We start from the raw sequence: 19,298 nt of genomic DNA, 5'->3' as shown, positions 1-19,298 counted from the left end.
TCGATACGCAAAAAGACGGAAGCAAAAGCTTCCGTCTTTTTGATCTTCGTGGCGGGGAGAGGATTTGAACCTCTGACCTCCGGGTTATGAGCCCGGCGAGCTACCGAACTGCTCCACCCCGCGATGACTAGTCAATTATTGCATCATCGCGGGGTGTAAAGCAAATCGAAAGCCGCCGTCACCTGCTCCTAGCCATTGCCGCCATCTGTAGGGGCCGCTGATTCGCTTGGTGCAGGGCTTGCATTCTCGGGCGAAACCACCTTGTCGTCAGCAGGCTTGCCGTTGATTGCTTCATCAGCGTCCAGCGCTTTCTGCAAGGCAGATTCAAGCACCTTCTGCGAATCGCCATAAGCCTTGAAATCGCCCTTGGCCAAAGCTTCCTGTCCGGACTTGATGGCGTTGTTGGCGGCCGCCAGCGCTTCGCTGAGCTTCTGCTCGTTGGTCTGCGTTGGAGCCTTCTCCTTGTCACTGTCCTTCTTTCCGCTGTCCCCGGATCCATTTTCGCCGGTGACAGCGCCAGAGTCGCCGCCGAAGACCTCGTCCAGCGCTTCCGCGAGCGTATCGGCAAAGCCGACCTGGTCGCCGAAGGACACCAGAACCTTGCGCAGTGTCGGGTAGCTGGTAGCTCCCGAAGACTGGACGTAGACCGGCTGGACATACAGGATGCCGCCGCCCACTGGCAGCGAGAGCAGGTTGCCATTCTTCACCTCGGAGGCACCCTGGCGAAGCAGGTTCAGCTCCGTGGTGACCTTCGTATTGGTGTCGAAGTTCTGCTGCGCCTGGCCAGGGCCCGGCACTGCCGTATCGGTCGGAAGCTCCAGCAGCCGCAGCTTGCCGAAGTCCTCGTCCTTGGTCCCTGCCTGGCTTCCAGCATCCGCGTTCGCTGATAGGAAGCCGAACATCACGTTGCGCTGCTGGCCGTTGGCCGAACCAGCCGGGATGAAGGTCGAAGTCAGCGAGAACGTCGCCTCGTCCTGGGTCGGCATCTTCAGCGACATGTAGTACGGAGGCTGCTTGACCTTGGAGCTGGAGGTGGTCGGATCATCCGGCACGACCCACTCATCGTTGGCCTGGTAGAAGGTTCCAGGGTCGTCTACGTGGTACTTGGAGAGCACCTCGCGCTGAACCTTGAACATGTCTTCTGGGTAGCGCACGTGTTCCATCAGCTGCGAGGACATATCCTGCATCGGCTTGATGGTATTCGGGAATACCTGCTGCCAAGCCTTGAGCAGCGGATCTTCCGGATCCCATGCGTAGAGCTTGATGGAACCGTCATAGGCGTCGACGGTCGCCTTCACGGAGTTGCGCAGGTAGTTCACCCGGTTGTTCAGCGCGTTGATGTCCTGCGAGGAGGTCAACGAATCCGACACCGCCGAGGCAAGCTGCTGCTGCTGCGAGTAGGGGAAGTTGTTCGACGTGGTGTAGCCGTCGATGATCCACTGCACCCTGCCGTCGACGATGGCCGGGTAGGCGTTGGTGTCCAGCGTCAGGTACGGCGCCACCTTGCGCACGCGTTCCTTCGGGTCGCGGTCGTAGAGGATCTGCGACTCGGAGTTCACGTCATTGGACAGCAGCAGGTCGGTGGAAGCGAACTTCAGCGAGTAGACGATGCGGTTGAACATGTTGCCCACGTTCGGTCCGCCGCTTCCCTTGAAGGTGTAGCGAGTGTCCGGCGAGTCGCCGCTGGTGCTCGGTCGGTCCAGCTCGCGGTCGTCCCAGCCCTCGTCCGGGCCGCCGACGATCGAGTACTGCGGCGAGTTTTCACCGAAGTAGATGCGCGGCTCGTAGTCCTTGTCGCTGCTCAGCGCACCGGTGGTGGGGATGCCGCCGAGCATGAAGTCCGGGCGTCCGCCGGCGGCGACGCGGTTACCGTAGGCGGCGACCAGGCCATAGCCGTGGGTGTAGGAGATGTGCTGATTCACCCAGGTGTCGGTCGGAGCCACGTTGACTTCACGGGCGGCGATAACGGTGTCTTCCACCTTGCCGTCCACCTTGTAGCGATCGACATTCAGGGTGTCGGCAAAGGTGTAGTAGCCGCGGAACTGCTGCAGCTGGGCAAAGGCCGCCGAAACCAGGTTCGGGTCGAGCAGGCGGATGTTTGCGGTAGTTGCAGTTTCCTTGGCCAGCGCGTTCTTTTCGGTATTTACCGTTGCCTCGTACTGCGTGACTTCGATGTCGTCCAAGCCGAAGGCCTGGCGCGTCATCTGGATGTTGCGGTCGATGTACTGGCTTTCCAGTTCACGCTGTGAAGGAACCACCTGGTACTGCTGCACCAGGAATGGGTAGACGCCGCTGGCGACGATCATGGTCACCACGAGCATCGCGGTGCCGATCAGCGGCAGGCGCCAGCGCCCGTTGATGGCAGCAATGATGTAGGTGACGGCAATCAGCACGGCGATGATTGCGAGAATCATGCGTGCAGGAATCACCGCGTGGACATCGCGGTACAGTGCGCCGGCGACGCGGCCCGACTGGTCGGTCAGGGTCTCATACTGGCCAATCCAGAAGTTCACTGCCTGTAGCAGCAGGAACACCGCGATCACGATGGCAGCATGCACACGGGCAGGCTTGCCGATCTTGATTCCGCCGCGCTCTTCGACGCGGATCCCGCCGTAGAGGTAGTGGGTGAGCAGTCCGGCAACGCCGCTGAGCAGCACCACGGAAATGAGGAAACCGTTGACCAATCCGATGAACGGAAGCGAGAACATAAAGAAGCTCAGGTCGATGTTGAACTGAGGATCAGAGCTGCCCCACGGAGTCTGGTTGAAGAACAGCATGATGGTCTGCCATTGGCCCGCCACCGCGACAGCGGCGAAGATTCCCACAACCAGCGGGATGCCGAACATCAAGAAGCGGCCCACCGGTTCCAGCTGCGACTGGTAGCGGGACATGGTGCTTGGCTGGTTGCCGTCTGGCGCGTAGACCGGCCGATGCTTGTACGCCGAACGCATGGAGAACCACATGGGCACCGCCATGAGCACCAGAGCGACCAGGAAGATCACTGCCTTCGCGATGCGCTCGGTCCAATAAACCTCAGAGTAGCCAAGCTGGTTGTACCAGAGGATGTCTGCGTAGAAGTTGGACAAGAAAATGAACACCGCAACGATGATCACCACCGCGAAAATGGTGATGGTCAGCGGCGAGACTTTCCTGCCCGAGGGCCTGGATGGCTGCTGTGGTTCACGGGGCCGCGGCGGCGGTCCCCCGAACGGCGTATCCGATCCGTGTGACACTATCTATTCCTTACCTTTGATCCCGTGCGCCCTGCGGCGCGTTGGGACTCTTCTGCCAAATTCTGTGCTGCCGGCCCGCGATGCGATGGTGCATGCCTGCTTCGCATTCTTCCCACCCTGGCCGGATAAACCTATTCGCATGTCGCCATCGCGGCCGGGTCTGCGCCCTTGGCGATCCCTTCCAATGCCTTGCGCGCTTCTCCCAGGGTGGAGACCTTGATGACGTTCAAGCCATCGGGCACCCTTCCTACGACCTCAGAGCAGTTCTCTGCCGGGGCGAGGAATATGGTTGCGCCGCTGCGCTTGGCGGCAACCATTTTCTGGGCGATGCCTCCAATCGGGCCGACCTTGCCCTCTTGGTCAATGGTGCCTGTGCCTGCCACCTGGTGGTCGCCTGCCAGGGAGCCTTCGGTCAACCTGTCGATGATCGCCAGGGAGAACATCATGCCGGCACTCGGGCCGCCGATGTTTTCCACGCCGAACTTGACGTCGATCGGGAACTCGTGGCTGGTGTTCAGCAGTACCCCTAGCTGCCGGTTTCCGCTGTCGCTTGCAGTCGTGGACACTTTCACATCCACCTGTTGATACTTGCCCTTGGAATCCTTGCGGCGCACCGTCATCGTAGAGGTCTTCTCCCCACGCTGGTCGAGCTCGGTTTTCAGCTGCTCCAGCGAGGTGATGTCCTTGCCTTCGAATTTCAGCAGCCTGTCGCCCTTGCGCAGGACGTTCTTGTTGGTATCCGTCGCGAATCCTGCAACATCCAGCCAGGTCTTGAAGTCATAGCCCAGCTCGGTCAGGGCAGCTGCCACGGCTTGGTCCTGGGATGAGACCATCTGCTGGTCGTTTTGTTCGGATTGTTCATTGGAAGTGACTCCGCGCGGAATCACTGTCTCTTCCGGCGCAATGTCCTTGGTGGGGTTGAACAGTGCTTCAAGCACCACCGGCACGCTCACCCGATTGGAGCCGCCGCCTTGGACATAGACCGTGAGCATGTCCAAGGTGCTGTCTGATGCATGGCTTTTGGCGCCGTCGATGGTGATCAGCTTCGTCCCGTCGACCTCGCCGAGGGTATTGAGCACCGGGCCGGGCGAACGGATCACGAAGTTCGTGGGCAGGAACATCATCACGCCGATCAACAGCAGCGCGATCAGCCCTGCGCTGGTGCGTTTGGCGCTCGCGGAACCGTTGCTGGGCCCGCCGGCTTGCTCCGGGCCGCTCGCTGAAATATCTGGTTCCTGTTCGTGCACGTACCCTGCTCCTGACAAAAAAGTAGTTGCAGCGATGCCACTTCGGGCAAGGCTACTATTAACCCTACTGAAGCCTAGCTGTGAAATTCATTAGCAACCCGTGGGTTTTGCTGTGCCCAAAGCGAACTGTGGGTTTTTGGCCTAATATCTTGCCGCGCTTCGCGGTAGTTTTAACTACATGGCACAGAACCCTCCGAATAACCGACCAGACGGCAACGATGACGAGAACAACCCGCAGGATCCCTTCTCTGCGATGTTCGGTCAGCTCTTTGGCGGTGGATTCAACCCTGACGACCTGCCGCCGCAGCTGCGCGAAGCCCTCGGTGCCCAGGGCGATCCTGCCGCAATGCAGAAGATGATGCAGCAGGCGCAGGCCATGATGTCGGCGATGATGAGCAACAGCTCCTCCTCCGGACCGGTCAATTGGAAGCTTGCCTCCGACACTGCGCTGCAGGCCTATGCCAGCGAAGATCCCGAGGTCTCCATTGCACGGCAGAGCGCCATCACCGATGCCTCCTACTTGGCAGACCTGTGGCTGAACAATTCCACGTCCTTCGAGGCAGGTTCCACTCCCATCGAAGCGTGGACCCGCAAGCGCTGGTATGACAAGACCTTGGGCACGTGGAAGAAGATCACCGAACCGGTGGCGGAATCAGTGGCCCAGGCAATTTCAAGCGCTATGAAGGACCAGATCCCGGAGCAGATGAAGGGCATGCTGGGCAACTCGGATGCGATGTTCCGCAATCTGGGCGCGAGCATGTTCGGCATGCAGCTGGGTTCGGCGCTGGGCGGGCTGGCCAAGGATGTGCTGGGCGGAACCGACATCGGCCTTCCGCTGGCGGGAAGCACCCCAGGCATCGTGGCGACCAACGTGGCCGCCTTCGGCGACGGACTGGAAATTCCTGAACAGGAAGTCCTGCTGTACGCGATCCTGCGCGAAAGCGCCCACACCCGCTTGTTTGCCCGCGTCCCATGGCTCAGCTCGCAGCTGATCAGCGCCGTTGAGGCCTACGCCCGCGGTATTCACATCGACATGTCCCGCATTGAAGAAGCCGTGCGCGACATCGACCCTTCCAACCCCGAAGGCTTGCAGTCGATGCTCGGCGAAGGCTTGTTCAACCCGCAGCGCACCCCGGCACAGGACCGCGCGCTGGAAAGCCTGGAACTGACCTTGGCGCTGATCGAGGGCTGGGTCGACCATGTGGTGTCGCTGGCGGCGCAGAATCTGCCGTATGCAGAGCACCTTCGCGAGACGATGCGCCGCCGCCGTGCCTCAGGCGGACCTGCTGAGTCCACGTTCGCCTCCCTGGTGGGCCTGGAGCTCCGCCCGCGCAAGCTGCGCGAAGCCGCCGCACTGTGGGAGCACCTGCATGAAGAACGTGGCATCGAGGGACGCGACGCGGTCTGGGGCCACCCGGATCTGATGCCCACCGAGGAAGACTTGAGCGATCCGACCGGCTTCACCAAGCGCCGCGAGCTCGCCGCCCAGGAATTCGATGACTTTGACGTCGCTTTGGGCAAGCTGCTGGCAGGAGAATTTGACCAGAAGAATCCGGAGGATCCTTCCGACAGCAATGATCCTGAGGATCCGGCAAAGTAGTCTCCTGAACGAACGGCGATGGGCATGGATTCAGATTCCATGCCCATCGCCGTTCTCGTTTTCACGCAGGCTTGCACCGGCCTCTAGTCTTCGTCGGAGTCGAAGCCGCCCGTAGATGCCTCGCGTCCCTGCTCCCGCGCAAAAGCCCGATATCCGGCACTGAATCCCGCAAGATACTGATCTGCTTCTTCCCGTCGCTCAAAACGATTGAGCAGGCTTTGGAAAAGCGGGCCGTGCCCGTCCTTGGGCGCCGCAAGGTGGGCCAGCTCGTGTACCAGCACATAGTCCTGGACCCAGCCCGGGGTGTGTAGAAGCGAGTCCGACAGCCTGATGGTGCGCTGGTGCAGGCTCGCCGATCCCCAGCGCTTGTTCTGGTTGCTGACCCAGCGCACCGATGCAGGACGGGCCGCTCCCCCGAAATACTGCTGGTCCAGCACCGACGCCCTGGCATCCAGCGCGTCGCTGGTCGTCGATGCTTCCCGCCGGGCCTTGGACTGGCGGTATTTCTGAATCATCTGTTCGACCATGGCCCGCTCGGTCTTTTCATCAAGCCGTGCAGGAACCTGGACGACGAGGCGGTCCTGCTTCCATTGGGAAGACACGGTTTTCTGGCGCTTGGCTGATCGGATGATCCTAACCGGCAGGTCATCCGAGGCCATGAAATCTACGCTGACCGGATTCGCTGGCATGCACGGTTCCTTCGATAAGACATTTTGCAGTGGGCGGCTAGAGCAGTCTTCTACCCGGAGTGTTCTGCCAGCAGTTCAAGCACAGCCTGGCCGTAGCGTTCAAGCTTGCTCCGGCCGACTCCCGAGATCTTGCCCAGGGCCTGCTCCGAGGTAGGCCGATGCTCGGCGATCGACATCAGCGTGGCATCGGTGAAGATCACGAATGCAGGGATTGAATTGGCTTTTGCCACTTCCGAACGCCAGGCGCGCAGGGACTCGAAAAGCGCTTCATCATAGGCTGCAGGACAAGACGCGCAGCGTTTGAGCTTACGCTCTTTGGCGCTGGTGAGGAATGAGCCGCAGGTGCCGCAGACCGCCGGGGTCAGCTTCTGTTCACGGCGCTTGACCGGTGATTGCGGGCGGCTGGAGACCTGGCCGGCGGATTTAATCCCGTCGAGGAAACGCGATGGGAAGCGGTGCGCCCGCCCGCCCGGAGTCCTGGCCAAGGACCACGACAAGTACAGGCGGACCCGTGCTCGGGTGATTCCGACGTAGAGCAGCCTGCGCTCTTCGTCGTATCCGGCCTGGTCCTTGGCGTAGGTGATCGGCACCAGTCCGTCGCTGAGCCCGGCAAGGAACACCACGTCCCACTCCAGGCCCTTGGCCGCATGGAACGATGCGAGGGTGACTCCGTCCAAGGTCGGAGCATGCTGGATTGCTGCCCGTTCTTCCAACTCGCGCACGATATCGTGCAGCGTGCATTGTTCACCCTGCGCCGCCTTTCCGGCAACCAGTTCATCTGCCAGCCGCACCAGCGCGGAGAGCGATTCCCAGCGCTGACGCACCGCACCGGTGCCGCCGCTGGGCGCGTTGGCCGAGTATCCGTGGGATGAAAGCACGTCGCGTACGAGCTGCGACACGTTCTCTTCCTGAGCGGAAACTCCAAGGGCCGCCCGCAGCGCCAGCATGCCTTCCTTGACTTCACGCCGTGAGAAGAAGCGTTCAGCACCGCGCATCACATAGGCGATCGAGTGCGCGGTCAACGCCTGTTCGAACGCCTGGGACTGCCCATTGGTGCGGTAGAGGACCGCAATTTCGGAAATGTCCTGCCCCTGGTTGATCAACTGCTTGATGCGCTGGGCGACTTCTTCTGCTTCGTTCTCGTCGTCGGTGCCTTCGAAAAATTCAGGCGATGGACCGTGATCACGCTGCGCAATGAGTTCAAGCGGTTCGGGCCAGGTGACAAAGCGGTCTGGAACCGACGTTTCTATGCGTCGCGTGGCCAGCACCTTGTTGGCCAGGGAAACGATTTCAGGTGTTGAACGGTAGTCGCGGACCAGCTTGACGACCTTGGCCTGCGGGAAGCGGGTGGCAAAGTTCAGCAGGTAGTCGGGCTTGGCGCCCGTGAAGGAGTAAATGGTCTGGCTGGCATCGCCGACCACACACAGCTCATCCCTGGATCCCAGCCACAAATCCAGCAGCCGCTGCTGCAGCGGGGAAACGTCCTGGTACTCGTCAACGACGAAGTGGCGGTACTGGGCCCGCACGCTCGCTGCCACCTTTTCGTCTTCCTCCAAGATGGCGCTGGTCAGCAGCAGCACATCCTCGAAGTCGATGACATTGCGGTCGTCTTTGAGCTCTTCATAGGTTTGGAAGATCCGCGCCATGCTCACCGGGGCCAGCCCGTTGGGCATTTCACGGCTTTCAACGATCTTGGCGTAGCTCTCCGGAGAGTGCATGGAGACCTTGGCCCACTCAACCTCGGCTGCCAAATCGCGCACCATGGCGCGGTCGCTGGAGATCCGCAGGCGCCTGGCCGCCTCGGCGATAATCGGCGCCTTGTGCTCCACAAGATTGGGCAGCGCGCCGCCCACAGCTTGTGGCCAGAAATACTGCAGCTGGCGCAGTGCGGCGGCGTGGAAGGTCCTTGCCTGCACGCCTGCTGCCCCGAGCTGGCGCAGCCTGGTGCGCATTTCCGAAGCCGCGCGGGTGGTGAAGGTCAACGCCAAAACGCTGGTGGGGTTGTAAATCCCCGAATGCACGCCGTGGGCGATTCGATGGGTGATGGCACGGGTTTTTCCGGTGCCGGCACCTGCAAGAATGCACAGCGGACCTCGCAGCGTTTCAGCCGCTTGGCGCTGTTCTGCATCCAGGCCCGAAAGCAGGTCGTTGACTGGGGTGTTGGCGATCTGGCTCACTTGCCGGCGGCCTCCGGAAGCGGCTGACCGAACCACGACTGGATCAGGGCGTAGGCGATGGATACGCCGCGCGGTATTTCCAGTGTGCCGGCCCGCAGTTCCGCCTCCAGCTCTTCGCGGCTGAACCAGCGCAAGTCGCGGATTTCCGCTCCGTCGGGCACTAGTTCGGTGCTGATGGCCTCGGCGCTGAATCCAAGCATGAGCGAGCGCGGCAGCGGCCAGGGCTGCGACCCGCGGTAGGCGACATCCCCGATGTGAACCCCCGACTCTTCGAAGATTTCTCGGCGCACCGCGGATTCCAGGGATTCTCCGGCCTCCACGAAGCCTGCTAGCACCGAATACATGTGGGTGCGGAAGTTCGCATTAGCACCGAGCAGGATGCGGTCCTGATCATCAATGATCGAGGCAATGATGGCTGGATCGGTACGAGGGAAAAGCTGGTGGCCGTTGGCGGTGCAGCGCTGGTTCCAGCCGGCGGCCGAAGCCTGCACCGGCGACCCGCAGCGCGGGCAGAACTTTTCCGAGCGGATCCAGTTGGCGATGGCTTGGGCTTCGACGAAAAGTTCGGCGTGCAGCGGGTTCAGGATGGTGAAGCCTTCACGCAGGGTGATCCAGCGGAATCCCTCGTCCAGCTCGTAGTCAGTTGAGTCCACAATCGCCGCAAGATAGCTGCGCGACTCGTGGGTCCCGAGAAACACCAGCGTGGTCTGCTCACTTGGCACGAACGTCGGACCGCTGACCAAGTGCAGGTCCTCAGCCCCTGCGGCTGCACCCAATTCGCTGAGCACCAAGACCGCCGTGGATTCCTGACCCAAGGCCGCGGGGATGAGCTCGGGGTTCTCCTGCTCGGTCAACGGCCGCTGAATCAGTGATTGGGCAAAGCTCAAATTGCTAAGGGGTGAACGATATTTCTGTGCCAACGCCATACATCTAACCTAGTGCACCAGCAGGGCCCGTACCCCCACCATGCTGGGACTGTGGATAGATATGACAATGATTTTCGTCGCAACACTGGAAATTCCCGATGAATCCGGGGGTCTCCCGTGCGTCATTCAACGAAGAGCCTTCAAATTTCGCATACGGTGGACATTGTGAAACGCACTGCTATGGAACTCGCCGCAATTGCCACCGCTGCTGTACCCGGGTTGTCCCCGGTGGGCTTTGCCGCGCTCTCCGATGATGCAGAGGATTTTGATTCGGCGCTGATCGTGGACGCGCAGAAACTGCGCTGGCGCATCCGTTCACCGCGCCATGATGAAGCCAGCATGCGACTGGAAGCTGAGCTTTCGGCATTGCGTGCATTCTCGGCCAAGGTTCGCGCTGCACTGCCCTTCGCACTGCCCAGTGTGGCCGGCACCGTCCGCCAGGGTTCGCTGCGCACCTTTGTGTACAAGGACTTGCCCGGCCGCGTCCCAAGCCTTGATGAACTAGTGGACGAAGGCAGTTCGCTGTCCAAAGCCTTGGGCCAATGCATGGCCGCCATCCACCAGATTCCCGACGAATCGGTGGAGATTGCCGGGCTGCCCACTTACACCGCCAATGAGGTGCGCCAGCGCAAGCTCAACGAGCTTGACACGGCTGCCGCCACTGGAAAGGTGCCAAGCCGGCTGCTGCGCCGCTGGGAGCACGCCATGGAGGACGTGGCGCTGTGGCGTTTCAACGCCACAGTAGTCCACGGCGACTTCGATGAAGAGCAGATCCAGATTTCCCATTCAAGCATTACCGCGGTCAAGGGGTGGACCGACCTGCATGTGGGCGACCCTGCCGACGACTTCGCCTGGCTTTCGGCAGTAGAAGACCATAATTTCAGCGAGCGCGTCTTCGCCGCCTATGTCGAGGCCCGCGGCAAGTCTGCCGACCCGCACATCATGCGGCGTGCTGCTCTGGCCGCCGAGTTTGCCTTGGCCCAGTGGCTGGTGAAGTCGATCGATACCAAGGACTCCGAACGTATTGCCGAAGCCGAGGCCATGCTCAAGGAGCTGGATCAGAATATTGCCGAGTACGGTGGCCAGCCATTGTCGGTTGTGGAAGCTCCGCGCCCGCTGGCAACCCCTGCCCCAGCGCCGGCAGCGCCTGCACCAGCTGCTTCCCCTGCCCCTGCCCCTGCCCCTGCCCCTGCAAGTGCAGCAGAGAAGCCAGCTGCGCCGGCAGAAAAGCCTGCGCCGTCGGCCAAGGTAGTGCAGCTGCCGAACAAGCCGGAGCCGAAGATCAACACCAGCAAAGTTTCCAGCTTAGGCTCCGCAGGCCAAGTTCCTACGGTACAGAAGGCGCCAAGCGAGCAGCCTGGCACCCCCGAAGACAAGCCTGCCAAGCCACAGGCCGAGAAGCCAGCCGAAAGCGAGCAGTCGGCGCCGGGCAAGGAAGAAAAGCAGGACTCGTCCCCTGCCAAAGATGCAAAGGACGAGCCCGCGAACTAGTGTTCTGGTTGATGGAGGCTAGGAAGGTGAAACTTCCTGGCCTCCCAGCTGGTTAAAGGCCTCGGTGATCATCTCTTCCAGTTCCTGTTCGCTGGAAAGATGCTGCGCGTGGATGGTGATTCCGGCTGCCACATAGTAGAAGGCCGCCTTGATCTTCTCCAGGTCGATGCCGTGCAGGCGCGACCAGCCCAGGCGGTACACCGCAAGCTGCACCAATTTGCTCTTGAGGTCCTTGCCGGAAGGCACACGTCCAGTCTTCCAATCCAACATCAGCCAGGTGCCGTCTTCCAACTGGAATACTGCGTCGATGCGCCCGCGCACTGCTACCGGGCCCACTCTGGTTTCAAGCGGGACTTCAACGTAGGCAGGCTGCAAATTCGCCCATTCGCTGGCAAGGAATGCTTCCTTCATAGATTCAAGGTCCAGTGCCTCATCAAGATAGCTGTCCGCCGGCTCCATGATGTCGCCCAGATCCAGCATGGAGGTCTTCTCGTAGTAGTCCTCGATCCAGGCGTGGAATGCCGTACCGCGGCGCGCGGCGAGTCCAGGTCTGCGCGGCACCGGCCTGCGCAGGTTTTCCAAGACGGCTTTTGGATCTTCGGCAAGTTCCACGAACATCGAGGCACGCACATGCTCTGGCAGTTGCACATCGTTGTCCCTGTTGGCCAAGAAGTCGCGGTGCGCCAACAAGCGCTGTGCTTCCTGGGCCCATTCCTGGCCGATGCTGGTGCGCAGCTGACGGGTTTGGTCGGCCTGGGCGAGATCCTGCGCCATGGATTCGAGAACCTCGCGGCGTGAATAGGGCGCGGGGCCCTGGACCACGCCTCCGGTGATTTCTGGCCCCAGTAGCGGATCGTAGGGCCAGGTGGCCTCCAGCGGAGTCATTCTGCTGGGGTTCTGTTCCGGGGCGTCCTCGTCATTGACCCACACGCCGATCTTCGCGCTGGGCTGCTCCCCCATGGTCAGCGGCACGAGCGCGTTGAAGAACAGCGACGGCGGCGTAGGCTTTGACCGGGTTGAAGTCCAAATGCTGCTGCTGGCAATCAGCAGGCTCTTTGCCCGGGTGAGCGCCACGTAGGCAAGACGCCGTTCTTCCTCGATGTGGTGGTCTTCCACCTCTGAATTGAATATCGATTCGGCTTCCATGAGCTCTTTAAGCGCCGGCTGATCGGTGTCCCACTGCGGCAGGTCTTGGCTGTCGCCGCGCAGCGGCCATGGCAGCGCTTTGTCGCCGCTGGTCCAGCGGTCTGATTTGCTGCCCGGGAATACTCCCTCATTCATGGACATGACTGCAACGTTGTCCCATTCAAGGCCCTTGGAAGCGTGGATGGTCAGCAGCTGCACCGCCTGCGGGTCTGCGTCTTCTCCGGGCAGCGGCAATCCCTTTTCCTTTTCCGCGGCCTGTTCGAGCCACATGAGGAACCCTGCCAGTTCCACCCGGGGTGCATTGCGGCAGTATTCGCGCACCACATCTGCGAACGCATCGAGGTTGGCGCGGGATTTCTCCGGCTGGATCCAGGGCCGCACCGCCACCTCGATGTCAAGGTTCATGGAGCGCTCGACTTCTCGAATCAGCGCCTCCAAGTCGTCATTGGCGATCAGCCGCAGGGCGGCGAGTTCGCTGCGCAGGGCCGCTAGGCGCAGGCGCCCCTCCTCGGTCAGCGACCTTCCTTCGCTGCTCTGCCAGTCCTCGGGAGGCAGGAAGTCCAGCGCCTCGACCAGACTGGCCGAATCGTTCAATTCGGCGCGCAGCATTTCATAGTTGTCATCCTGGGGCAGCGGCAGTTCCGGCTGCTGGCTACCATCTGAATTCAGCGCGCGGGTGCGGCGGCGCTCCAGCTGCCGGGACCAGTCTGCGAACGCGGCAAGGTCGGCGGCGCCCATGCGCCATCTGGCTCCGGCCAGCAAGCGCATCAGCTTGTCCGAACGCAGCGGGTCGACCAGCACATGCAAAGTGGCCACCAGGTCGGTGAGCTCCGGCGTGTTCAAAAGGCCTGACAACCCGACGAATTGATAGTCGATTCCACGCTCTTCGAGTACTTCAGCCATGGCTGCCAGCTGGGTTCGGTTCCGCGAGAGCACCGCGCTGGTCTTTAAGCTGCCGTCGGGATTGGCGCGTCCGGCATCAACGATGAGGTCGGCGATGCCGTTGGCTTCATCGCGCACCGTGGCGCAGCGGTTGAGCACCACCTGCCCGGGCTGGGCAAAGGCTGATGGTTCAAGCGGCTTGACGGAGACCGGGCCGGTGCTGCGCGATCTGGCGCCGGCCGTGATGGCGTTGGCGGCATCCAGCACATGGACCGTATTGCGCCAGGCAATCGTCAGGTGGTTGACGTGGGCCGGCTCCCGGCCGGATTCGCGGATGATCGGAAATTCCTGCGGGAAGCGGAAAAGCTGGCCGGCGCTGGCTCCGCGGAAGCCGTAGATCGACTGGTTCGGGTCGCCCACCGCGGTCACCGGGTGTCCCTGGCCGTAGAGCTGGGAGAAGAGGACCATCTGGGCATGCGACGTGTCCTGAAATTCGTCGAGCAGCACAATTTTGTGGCTCGCTTTCTCGGCGAGCGCGGCTGCCGGGACTTCCTGAGCGATTCGGGCTGCATAGGCGACCAGGTCTCCGTAGTCCATGACGCCGAGCTTCTTCTTGGCTTTGGCGTATTCCTCGGACAGTTCGGCAATCGTCGCGCGCGATGCAAGCTTGTCCAGCAGCTTCAGCGCGGCCTGGGTGGGGTTCTTTTTCTTTTCAGCATCCATGGGCAGGGCGCGCAGCCTCGACAGCAGGTCTTCGATCCATTGGTGGGCCTGCGGCGCCTCGACAAGGTGCTCGGATGATTCGGAGCTGAAGGAGACGATCGCGTCGATCAGCGTGCTGGTGGCGCTGTTCAGGTGCTGGTAGTCGCCGGTGTAGCTTTCAAGCACCGAGTGGGCCAGCTGCCATGACTGGGCGGCGCCGAGCAGGGTGCTGTCTTCCTCCAGGCCCAGGCGCAGGCCATGGTCCTGGACCAGGGTGTTGGCGTAGGAGTGGTAAGTGGAGACGACCGGGTCCAGGAAGTCGCGGGTGGTTTCTTCGCTGAGCAGCCCGGCGGCGACCAGCTGGGCAATTTTTGCGCGGATGCGGATGGACAGTTCCCCGGCGGCCTTGCGGGTAAAGGTTACGCCGAGGATTTCCTCCGGGCGCACCAGCTGGTTGGCCACGAGCCAGACGACCTTGTCTGCCATGGTCTTGGTTTTGCCCGAGCCGGCGCCGGCGATGACCAGCATCGGTTCCAGCGGCGCGGCGATGATCTGAGCCTGCTGTTCGGTCGGAGGGAACTTCTCGCCCAGTGCTTCGGAGAGTTCCTGCGGGGTGTATTTGATCTGGCTCATCGTTCGGTGACCTGTCGTCCTTGTTCACATAGCGGGCAGATTTCCGGCAGGGTGCAACTGCCCATCAGCCCTCCAGCTCCTGCCACGTGCCGGGTGGTGAATTCCGTGTGCCCCATGAGTTCTGCGGCCTCCAAGATGAGCGTGCGGGCCCAGTCTTCTTCTGCCAGGGCCGGCTGGTCGCGCAGGGTTGGGCTCTTGGTGGTTGTTCCGACGTAGACCAGCGATGCACCGGCCGGGTCGTCGGATAGCCCTTCGGTTTCCGGGTGCTCTTTCAACGCTCCAAGCTGGATGGCCGTCTGGTACACGCCTAGCTGCGGGTGCTGCAGCACATCATTTTTGCTGGGGGCGTTTGCCCCAGTCTTCAGGTCCACCACGGTGACCCTGCCCTGGTCGTCGGCTTCGACGCGGTCGATGATGCCGCGGATCTGCACCTCGGGGCCCTCGGTTGGGACGCTGACGTTGAATTGCAGCTCCCTGGCCACCAGGTGGCGTCCTTCCTGGCGCATGGCAACGCAGTACTGGGCGAATTTCTTGAGCATTGCTGTGGCCCGGTCGAAGTCCCGCTGTCCTTCCCAGTTCTCCAGCTTCTCCAGCTCCGGCCAGCGCTCTTCGAGGATCTGTTCGTATTCTGCACCACCGGCGTCGGGGTGTTCTTCTGCGATGGAGTGGATCAGTGTGCCAAGGGAGGCGGCGAAATCGTGGGCGGCGGTTCCCCCGGCGCTTTGCACGAACCAGTTCAGAGGGGATTTCACCAGCGTCTCCACCTTTGACGGGGAGACCCTGCGCGGATGGCCCTCCGCGACGACTGGCCCGTCGCTGCTGGGCGGCAGCAGTCCCCACCACTGCTGCGGGGCTGCTCCCCTGACGCTTCGTTCTTGGGACGCAAGCGCGCCCAGGACCTGTGTTGCATCCTGGTAGAGGTCTTCGGCGTCGACATGGGCGGGAGGCTGTTCTGCACCCAACGCGGCGGCCTTGGCCCGTTCGGCGGTGCGCCGCAGTTCGGCCACTAGGGTGGGCAGGGCTCGGATGCGCGGCACGGTGCTCAGCTGCCTGCCTTCCTTGCCGGGAGGCTGCACCAGGTCCAGGAATGAGGAAGGCTGCGAGTCTTCGTTGTCCACCGCGGTGCAGATCAGCTGTTCGCTGGCGCGGGAGACCGCATTGGAGAAGCTGCGCAGTTCATCGCTACGGATCTGGCGGATCAGGTGGGTGGGCGTGCGGGTGGCCAGGAAGTCGATTCCGTGTTCAACTGCGTCGGCCAGCGCGTTGGAGCCCAGCAGTTCACCGCGCAGGCGCAGGTTGGGCCAGGAGCCTTCCTGCAGTCCCGGGATGAAGACGATGGGCCATTGTTTTCCGGCGGCCGCCGCGGTGGTGAGCACGGTGACCATCTGGCTGCCCGCGGCCCGGCTGGCCAGCGAGTCCATGGGCAGTTCCTGGGTCAGGATGTGTTCGACGAACTGTTCGACGCTGGCTCCCGGAAGCTGGTCGACAAAGCGCTCTGCGGCTTGGAACAGCGAGAGCACCGCGTCCAGGTCGTGGTCGGCGCGGCGCGAGGTATTTCCGCTTCCCAGCGCCTCTTCCCGCCAGGCCGCTGAACGCCCGGAGGCCTCCCACATGGCCCACAGCGCAGTTTCGGGGGTGGCCGTTCCGCTGGCAAGCTCTTCTTGCAGGGCGCCGTACATTTTCAGCAGCCGCTGCAGGCCGAAGCCCGGTTTGCCCAGATCTGCTGCGAGTTCCGGCTCCTTAAGGCAGGATTCAAGCAGCTCCTGGCTGGAACGCTTCCCTCCCTTGGCCGCTTCCTGCTGGCGCAGCAGCTGGCGCAGCCGCCGGATTTCAAGGGCTGTGCTCATCCCGTAGCGCGAGAGCAGCAGGCTGTGCATCAGCAGCGGATCTTCATGCACGGAGTCGGCGAAGGCCAGCTGAAGCAGGTCCAGCAGCGGGCGGACCGCTCCTTCATCCTTGAGGGCATTCTCCGCAGGCGGCACCTGCACCGCGATGCCCTGGCCTTCGAGGAAGCGGCTAATGGAGCGCACCTGCGAACCGTTGCGCACTACAACGGCAATGTCGGACAGCCTGCGTCCTTCAAAGAGGCTGAACTGGATAATTCTCTGGGCGATGAAGCGTTCTTCCAGCGTCGAATTTTCAAAGCACAGCGACAGCGCCGTGCCTTGAACGTCTTCCTGGACCGGGTTCAGGGTGCGGCCCTTGGCGCCGGCGGACTGCGGGATGCGCTGGATAACGCGCTGCCAGGCCTGTGCAATGGCCGGTGCCATGCGGTGGCTGGCGGTCAGTTCGATGCTCTCGGCCGAACCGCTGCTGCTGTAGCGCTGGGCGAAGCGGTGCAGCTCGTCGGCGCGGGCGCCGCGGAAGCCTTGAACCACGCTGTCTGGGGCGGCAAAGGCCACCATCGGGCGGTCCTTGCCCAGCAGCTGCAGCAGCCGGTGCTGCGATAGGGTCGCTTCCTGCAGGTCGTCGACCAGAACCAGCGAGAGCTTGTCGTGCTCATCATTCAGGAACTGCGGATTTTCCTCGAGAATCTGCGCCGCCCTGGTGATCAGTCCCGCCGGGTCGAAGGCTTCGGCATTGCCCAAGTCGAGCAGGTCTCGGTACTCCTGGTAGAACAGGGCCGCGGCAACCCATTCTTGGCGCTGGGTGCTTTCTCCGTAGCCTGCGATGTCTCCCGGGTCCAGTCCGAGTTCCGAGACGCGGTCGAAGAACTCGCGCAGCTCCTTGCGGAATCCGCGTGTTGGCACAGCAAGTTCCAGCTCCGCGGGCCAGCCCGGGCCCGGGGTGAGCCCGAGGGCGTGTCCTTCGAGCAGGTTTCCGATCAGCGTGTCCTGTTCCGGGCCAGAGAGCAGGCGCGGGGTGCGTTCAATGAATGGCAGCAGCCCTTCCACGCGGGCGCGGCGGATCAGGTCGAAAGCATAGGCGGACCAGGTGCGGACTACTGGTTCGGTGAAGGTGCGCTGCGCGCGGCGGCTGAGCTCGTCACGGATCGAGGCGGCGCTCAGGCGCGTCGGAGCGATGATCAGCAGTGTCAGCGGGTCGGCTCCCGCGTCAAGGTGGGCAACCGCGGCGTCGATCAGCGCTGTGGTCTTGCCGGTGCCCGGTGCGCCCAAGACCAACAGCGGGGACTTGGCTTGTTCAAGTTTCCGGGCAAGATCGCTGCGGCTGTGTTCTGGTTCCAACACTTCTTCCATGCTCATAGTTGATCATCTGCTTCCCACATTTCGGAGTTGCCCAGCGCGCGGCGCAGTCCATCGATCTTTTCCCATTGCGATTCGGTAGGGTTCCACCGCTTGGTCTTCATGCTCACGTTGCGTCCGGGCGCCGCAAGGTTCTCTTCCTCCCAGTGGATTCGCGCCTCGGATTCGAGCGCTGGGGCCATTGAGCCGTTGGAGCGGATAATCCTCCACCACGGTGTGCCCGCTGGTGCGCTGCCCATGGCTTTGCCCGCCTGCCGCGCACCGCCGCTGCCGAGCAGTTCCGCCACGTCCTTGTAGCTGAGCACCGCACCGGGTGGAACCATCATGGCCAGCTGGTGCACCGCATCCGCGTAGTCGATTGATTCTTCCGCCCGGTCTTCGATCATGCTTCCATTCTGCCAAGCCACTTGCCATTCCCCACAACAGGCGAGTCCGATCCCCCAGCTGTCGGCCCCGGGTTGTAGCGTTGGTGTATGACTGAATGGCATAAGGGACTGGCCGTGGGCTTTGATCTTGAAACGACCGGCGTTGACACCAACACCGCACGCATCGTCACCGCTTCGGTGGTCTTATTGGACGCCGAGGGGAAGATCGTCAATCAGCGCGAATGGCTGGTTGATCCGGGCGTTGAGATTCCCGAGGCGGCAACGGCCGTTCACGGCGTCTCGACAGAAAAGGCGCGGGCCGAGGGCATTCCGGCGGCTCAGGCGGTGCGTGAGATCCTTGGCCTGCTCAGCTTTGCTTCCGAACAGGCTCCGTTGATTGCGTTCAACGCGTCCTATGACTTTTCCGTCCTCTACTCTGAAGCGCTTCGCTATGACATGCCGCCGTTCATCCCCGGCAATGTCATTGATCCATTCATCATCGACAAGCAGGTGGACAAGTTCCGCAAGGGCAAGCGCACGCTGGCCGCCGCCTGCGAGCACTATGGCGTAGTGCTGGAAAATGCACATACTTCTTTCGCCGACGCGGTCGCCTGCGTTGCCGTTGGCCGGGCTCTTGCGGAGCTCTACCCGCAATTGCAGGTTGACCCGCAGGTGCTTCACGGCTGGCAAATCGGATGGGCTCGAGAACAGGCTGAAAGCTTCCAGGCATATCTGCGCAAGAGCAAACCCGACGCAGTTGTCGATGGCGCGTGGCCCATTAAGGACAGTTGATCAACTGTTACGTCACAAAAGAGTAATGCACTTCACATTGGAAATTGGCTCGTCACACTAGGGGCAATTTAGCTCATTCGTTCATTTATCACGCTAAACCGGCGAATGTTATTCGGCAGCTCCCGAGATATTCCCGTAGATGAAGAATGATGACCTTGAGATGGGATGCATTCGGGCGATTTTGTTCGATGATGATTAGATAGAGGGTACTC

The 19,298-nt window shown here is 62.0% G+C and carries 11 protein-coding genes and 1 tRNA gene; 3 read left to right on the top strand and 9 right to left on the bottom strand.

Translation table 11 applies throughout. The annotated features are described in order from the left end of the window. Window positions 1–49 precede the first annotated feature (49 nt). The 3 genes from AUR04nite_RS16385 to AUR04nite_RS16375 all read right to left on the bottom strand — a co-directional run bounded on the left by AUR04nite_RS16385 (window position 50) and on the right by AUR04nite_RS16375 (window position 4,480). A tRNA-Met gene (locus AUR04nite_RS16385) sits at window positions 50–123 on the bottom strand. A gap of 65 nt (window positions 124–188) precedes the next feature. Then, entirely contained in the window at window positions 189–3,233 is a 3,045-nt protein-coding gene (locus AUR04nite_RS16380) for a UPF0182 family membrane protein (protein ID WP_141367148.1), read from the bottom strand. 131 nt (window positions 3,234–3,364) lie between these two features. Continuing rightward, a complete protein-coding gene (locus tag AUR04nite_RS16375) occupies window positions 3,365–4,480 on the bottom strand; it encodes a YlbL family protein (RefSeq protein WP_141367146.1) in 1,116 nt (371 codons plus the stop codon). Between the two features lie 178 nt (window positions 4,481–4,658). Here AUR04nite_RS16375 and AUR04nite_RS16370 point away from each other — a divergent pair, with 178 nt between their 5' ends. Then, window positions 4,659–6,080 carry a zinc-dependent metalloprotease gene (locus AUR04nite_RS16370; RefSeq protein WP_141367144.1) on the top strand — a complete coding sequence of 474 codons (1,422 nt, stop codon included), beginning with the start codon at window positions 4,659–4,661 and terminating at the stop codon, window positions 6,078–6,080. A gap of 83 nt (window positions 6,081–6,163) precedes the next feature. Here the strand turns inward: AUR04nite_RS16370 and AUR04nite_RS16365 are convergent, their stop codons facing one another. Genes AUR04nite_RS16365 through nudC form a run of 3 tightly spaced genes read right to left on the bottom strand, consistent with a single transcriptional unit; the run spans window position 6,164 to window position 9,833 of the window. Further along, window positions 6,164–6,769 (bottom strand): M48 family metallopeptidase, encoded by a 606-nt coding sequence (locus tag AUR04nite_RS16365; protein ID WP_141367142.1) that lies wholly within the window; start codon window positions 6,767–6,769, stop codon window positions 6,164–6,166. 50 nt (window positions 6,770–6,819) lie between these two features. Then, window positions 6,820–8,946 carry an ATP-dependent DNA helicase UvrD2 gene (locus AUR04nite_RS16360; RefSeq protein ID WP_141367140.1) on the bottom strand — a complete coding sequence of 709 codons (2,127 nt, stop codon included), beginning with the start codon at window positions 8,944–8,946 and terminating at the stop codon, window positions 6,820–6,822. Then, a complete protein-coding gene (nudC, locus tag AUR04nite_RS16355; RefSeq protein ID WP_174787897.1) occupies window positions 8,943–9,833 on the bottom strand; it encodes an NAD(+) diphosphatase in 891 nt (296 codons plus the stop codon). Before nudC ends, AUR04nite_RS16360 begins: the two co-directional genes overlap by 4 nt. 204 nt (window positions 9,834–10,037) lie before the next feature. On the opposite strand from nudC, the gene AUR04nite_RS16350 reads away from it, so the two are divergent. Beyond that, the gene (locus AUR04nite_RS16350) at window positions 10,038–11,363 is read left to right on the top strand and encodes a phosphotransferase (protein ID WP_141367136.1); all 1,326 of its coding nucleotides are present in this window, start codon (window positions 10,038–10,040) and stop codon (window positions 11,361–11,363) included. A gap of 18 nt (window positions 11,364–11,381) precedes the next feature. Here the strand turns inward: AUR04nite_RS16350 and AUR04nite_RS16345 are convergent, their stop codons facing one another. The 3 genes from AUR04nite_RS16345 to AUR04nite_RS16335 are packed head-to-tail and all read right to left on the bottom strand — an operon-like array spanning window position 11,382 to window position 18,315. Continuing rightward, complete coding sequence (locus tag AUR04nite_RS16345; protein WP_141367134.1) at window positions 11,382–14,726, bottom strand: ATP-dependent helicase; 3,345 nt, start codon at window positions 14,724–14,726, stop codon at window positions 11,382–11,384. After that, window positions 14,723–17,929, bottom strand: coding sequence for an ATP-dependent helicase (locus tag AUR04nite_RS16340; RefSeq protein ID WP_141367132.1), 3,207 nt, complete (start codon window positions 17,927–17,929; stop codon window positions 14,723–14,725). The genes AUR04nite_RS16345 and AUR04nite_RS16340 overlap by 4 nt, the downstream gene beginning before the upstream one ends. Beyond that, window positions 17,926–18,315 (bottom strand): MGMT family protein, encoded by a 390-nt coding sequence (locus AUR04nite_RS16335; RefSeq protein ID WP_170184254.1) that lies wholly within the window; start codon window positions 18,313–18,315, stop codon window positions 17,926–17,928. The genes AUR04nite_RS16340 and AUR04nite_RS16335 overlap by 4 nt, the downstream gene beginning before the upstream one ends. Window positions 18,316–18,402: 87 nt before the next feature. Here AUR04nite_RS16335 and AUR04nite_RS16330 point away from each other — a divergent pair, with 87 nt between their 5' ends. Beyond that, window positions 18,403–19,086 (top strand): 3'-5' exonuclease, encoded by a 684-nt coding sequence (locus tag AUR04nite_RS16330; protein ID WP_141367127.1) that lies wholly within the window; start codon window positions 18,403–18,405, stop codon window positions 19,084–19,086. The last annotated feature ends 212 nt before the right edge of the window (window positions 19,087–19,298 follow it).

This window comes from Glutamicibacter uratoxydans (genome assembly GCF_006539925.1).
Taxonomy (GTDB): domain Bacteria; phylum Actinomycetota; class Actinomycetes; order Actinomycetales; family Micrococcaceae; genus Glutamicibacter; species Glutamicibacter uratoxydans.
Note: the sequence above shows the minus strand (reverse complement) of the source record. Positions and strands in the feature narration are given on the sequence as shown.

Coding starts and splice junctions, on each gene's coding strand:
- AUR04nite_RS16330 (WP_141367127.1), top strand. CDS start 18,403: ATGACTGAATGGCATAAGGGACTGGCCGTGGGCTTTGATCTTGAAACG.
- AUR04nite_RS16335 (WP_170184254.1), bottom strand. CDS start 18,315: ATGATCGAAGACCGGGCGGAAGAATCAATCGACTACGCGGATGCGGTG.
- AUR04nite_RS16340 (WP_141367132.1), bottom strand. CDS start 17,929: ATGAGCATGGAAGAAGTGTTGGAACCAGAACACAGCCGCAGCGATCTT.
- AUR04nite_RS16370 (WP_141367144.1), top strand. CDS start 4,659: ATGGCACAGAACCCTCCGAATAACCGACCAGACGGCAACGATGACGAG.
- AUR04nite_RS16365 (WP_141367142.1), bottom strand. CDS start 6,769: ATGCCAGCGAATCCGGTCAGCGTAGATTTCATGGCCTCGGATGACCTG.
- AUR04nite_RS16345 (WP_141367134.1), bottom strand. CDS start 14,726: ATGAGCCAGATCAAATACACCCCGCAGGAACTCTCCGAAGCACTGGGC.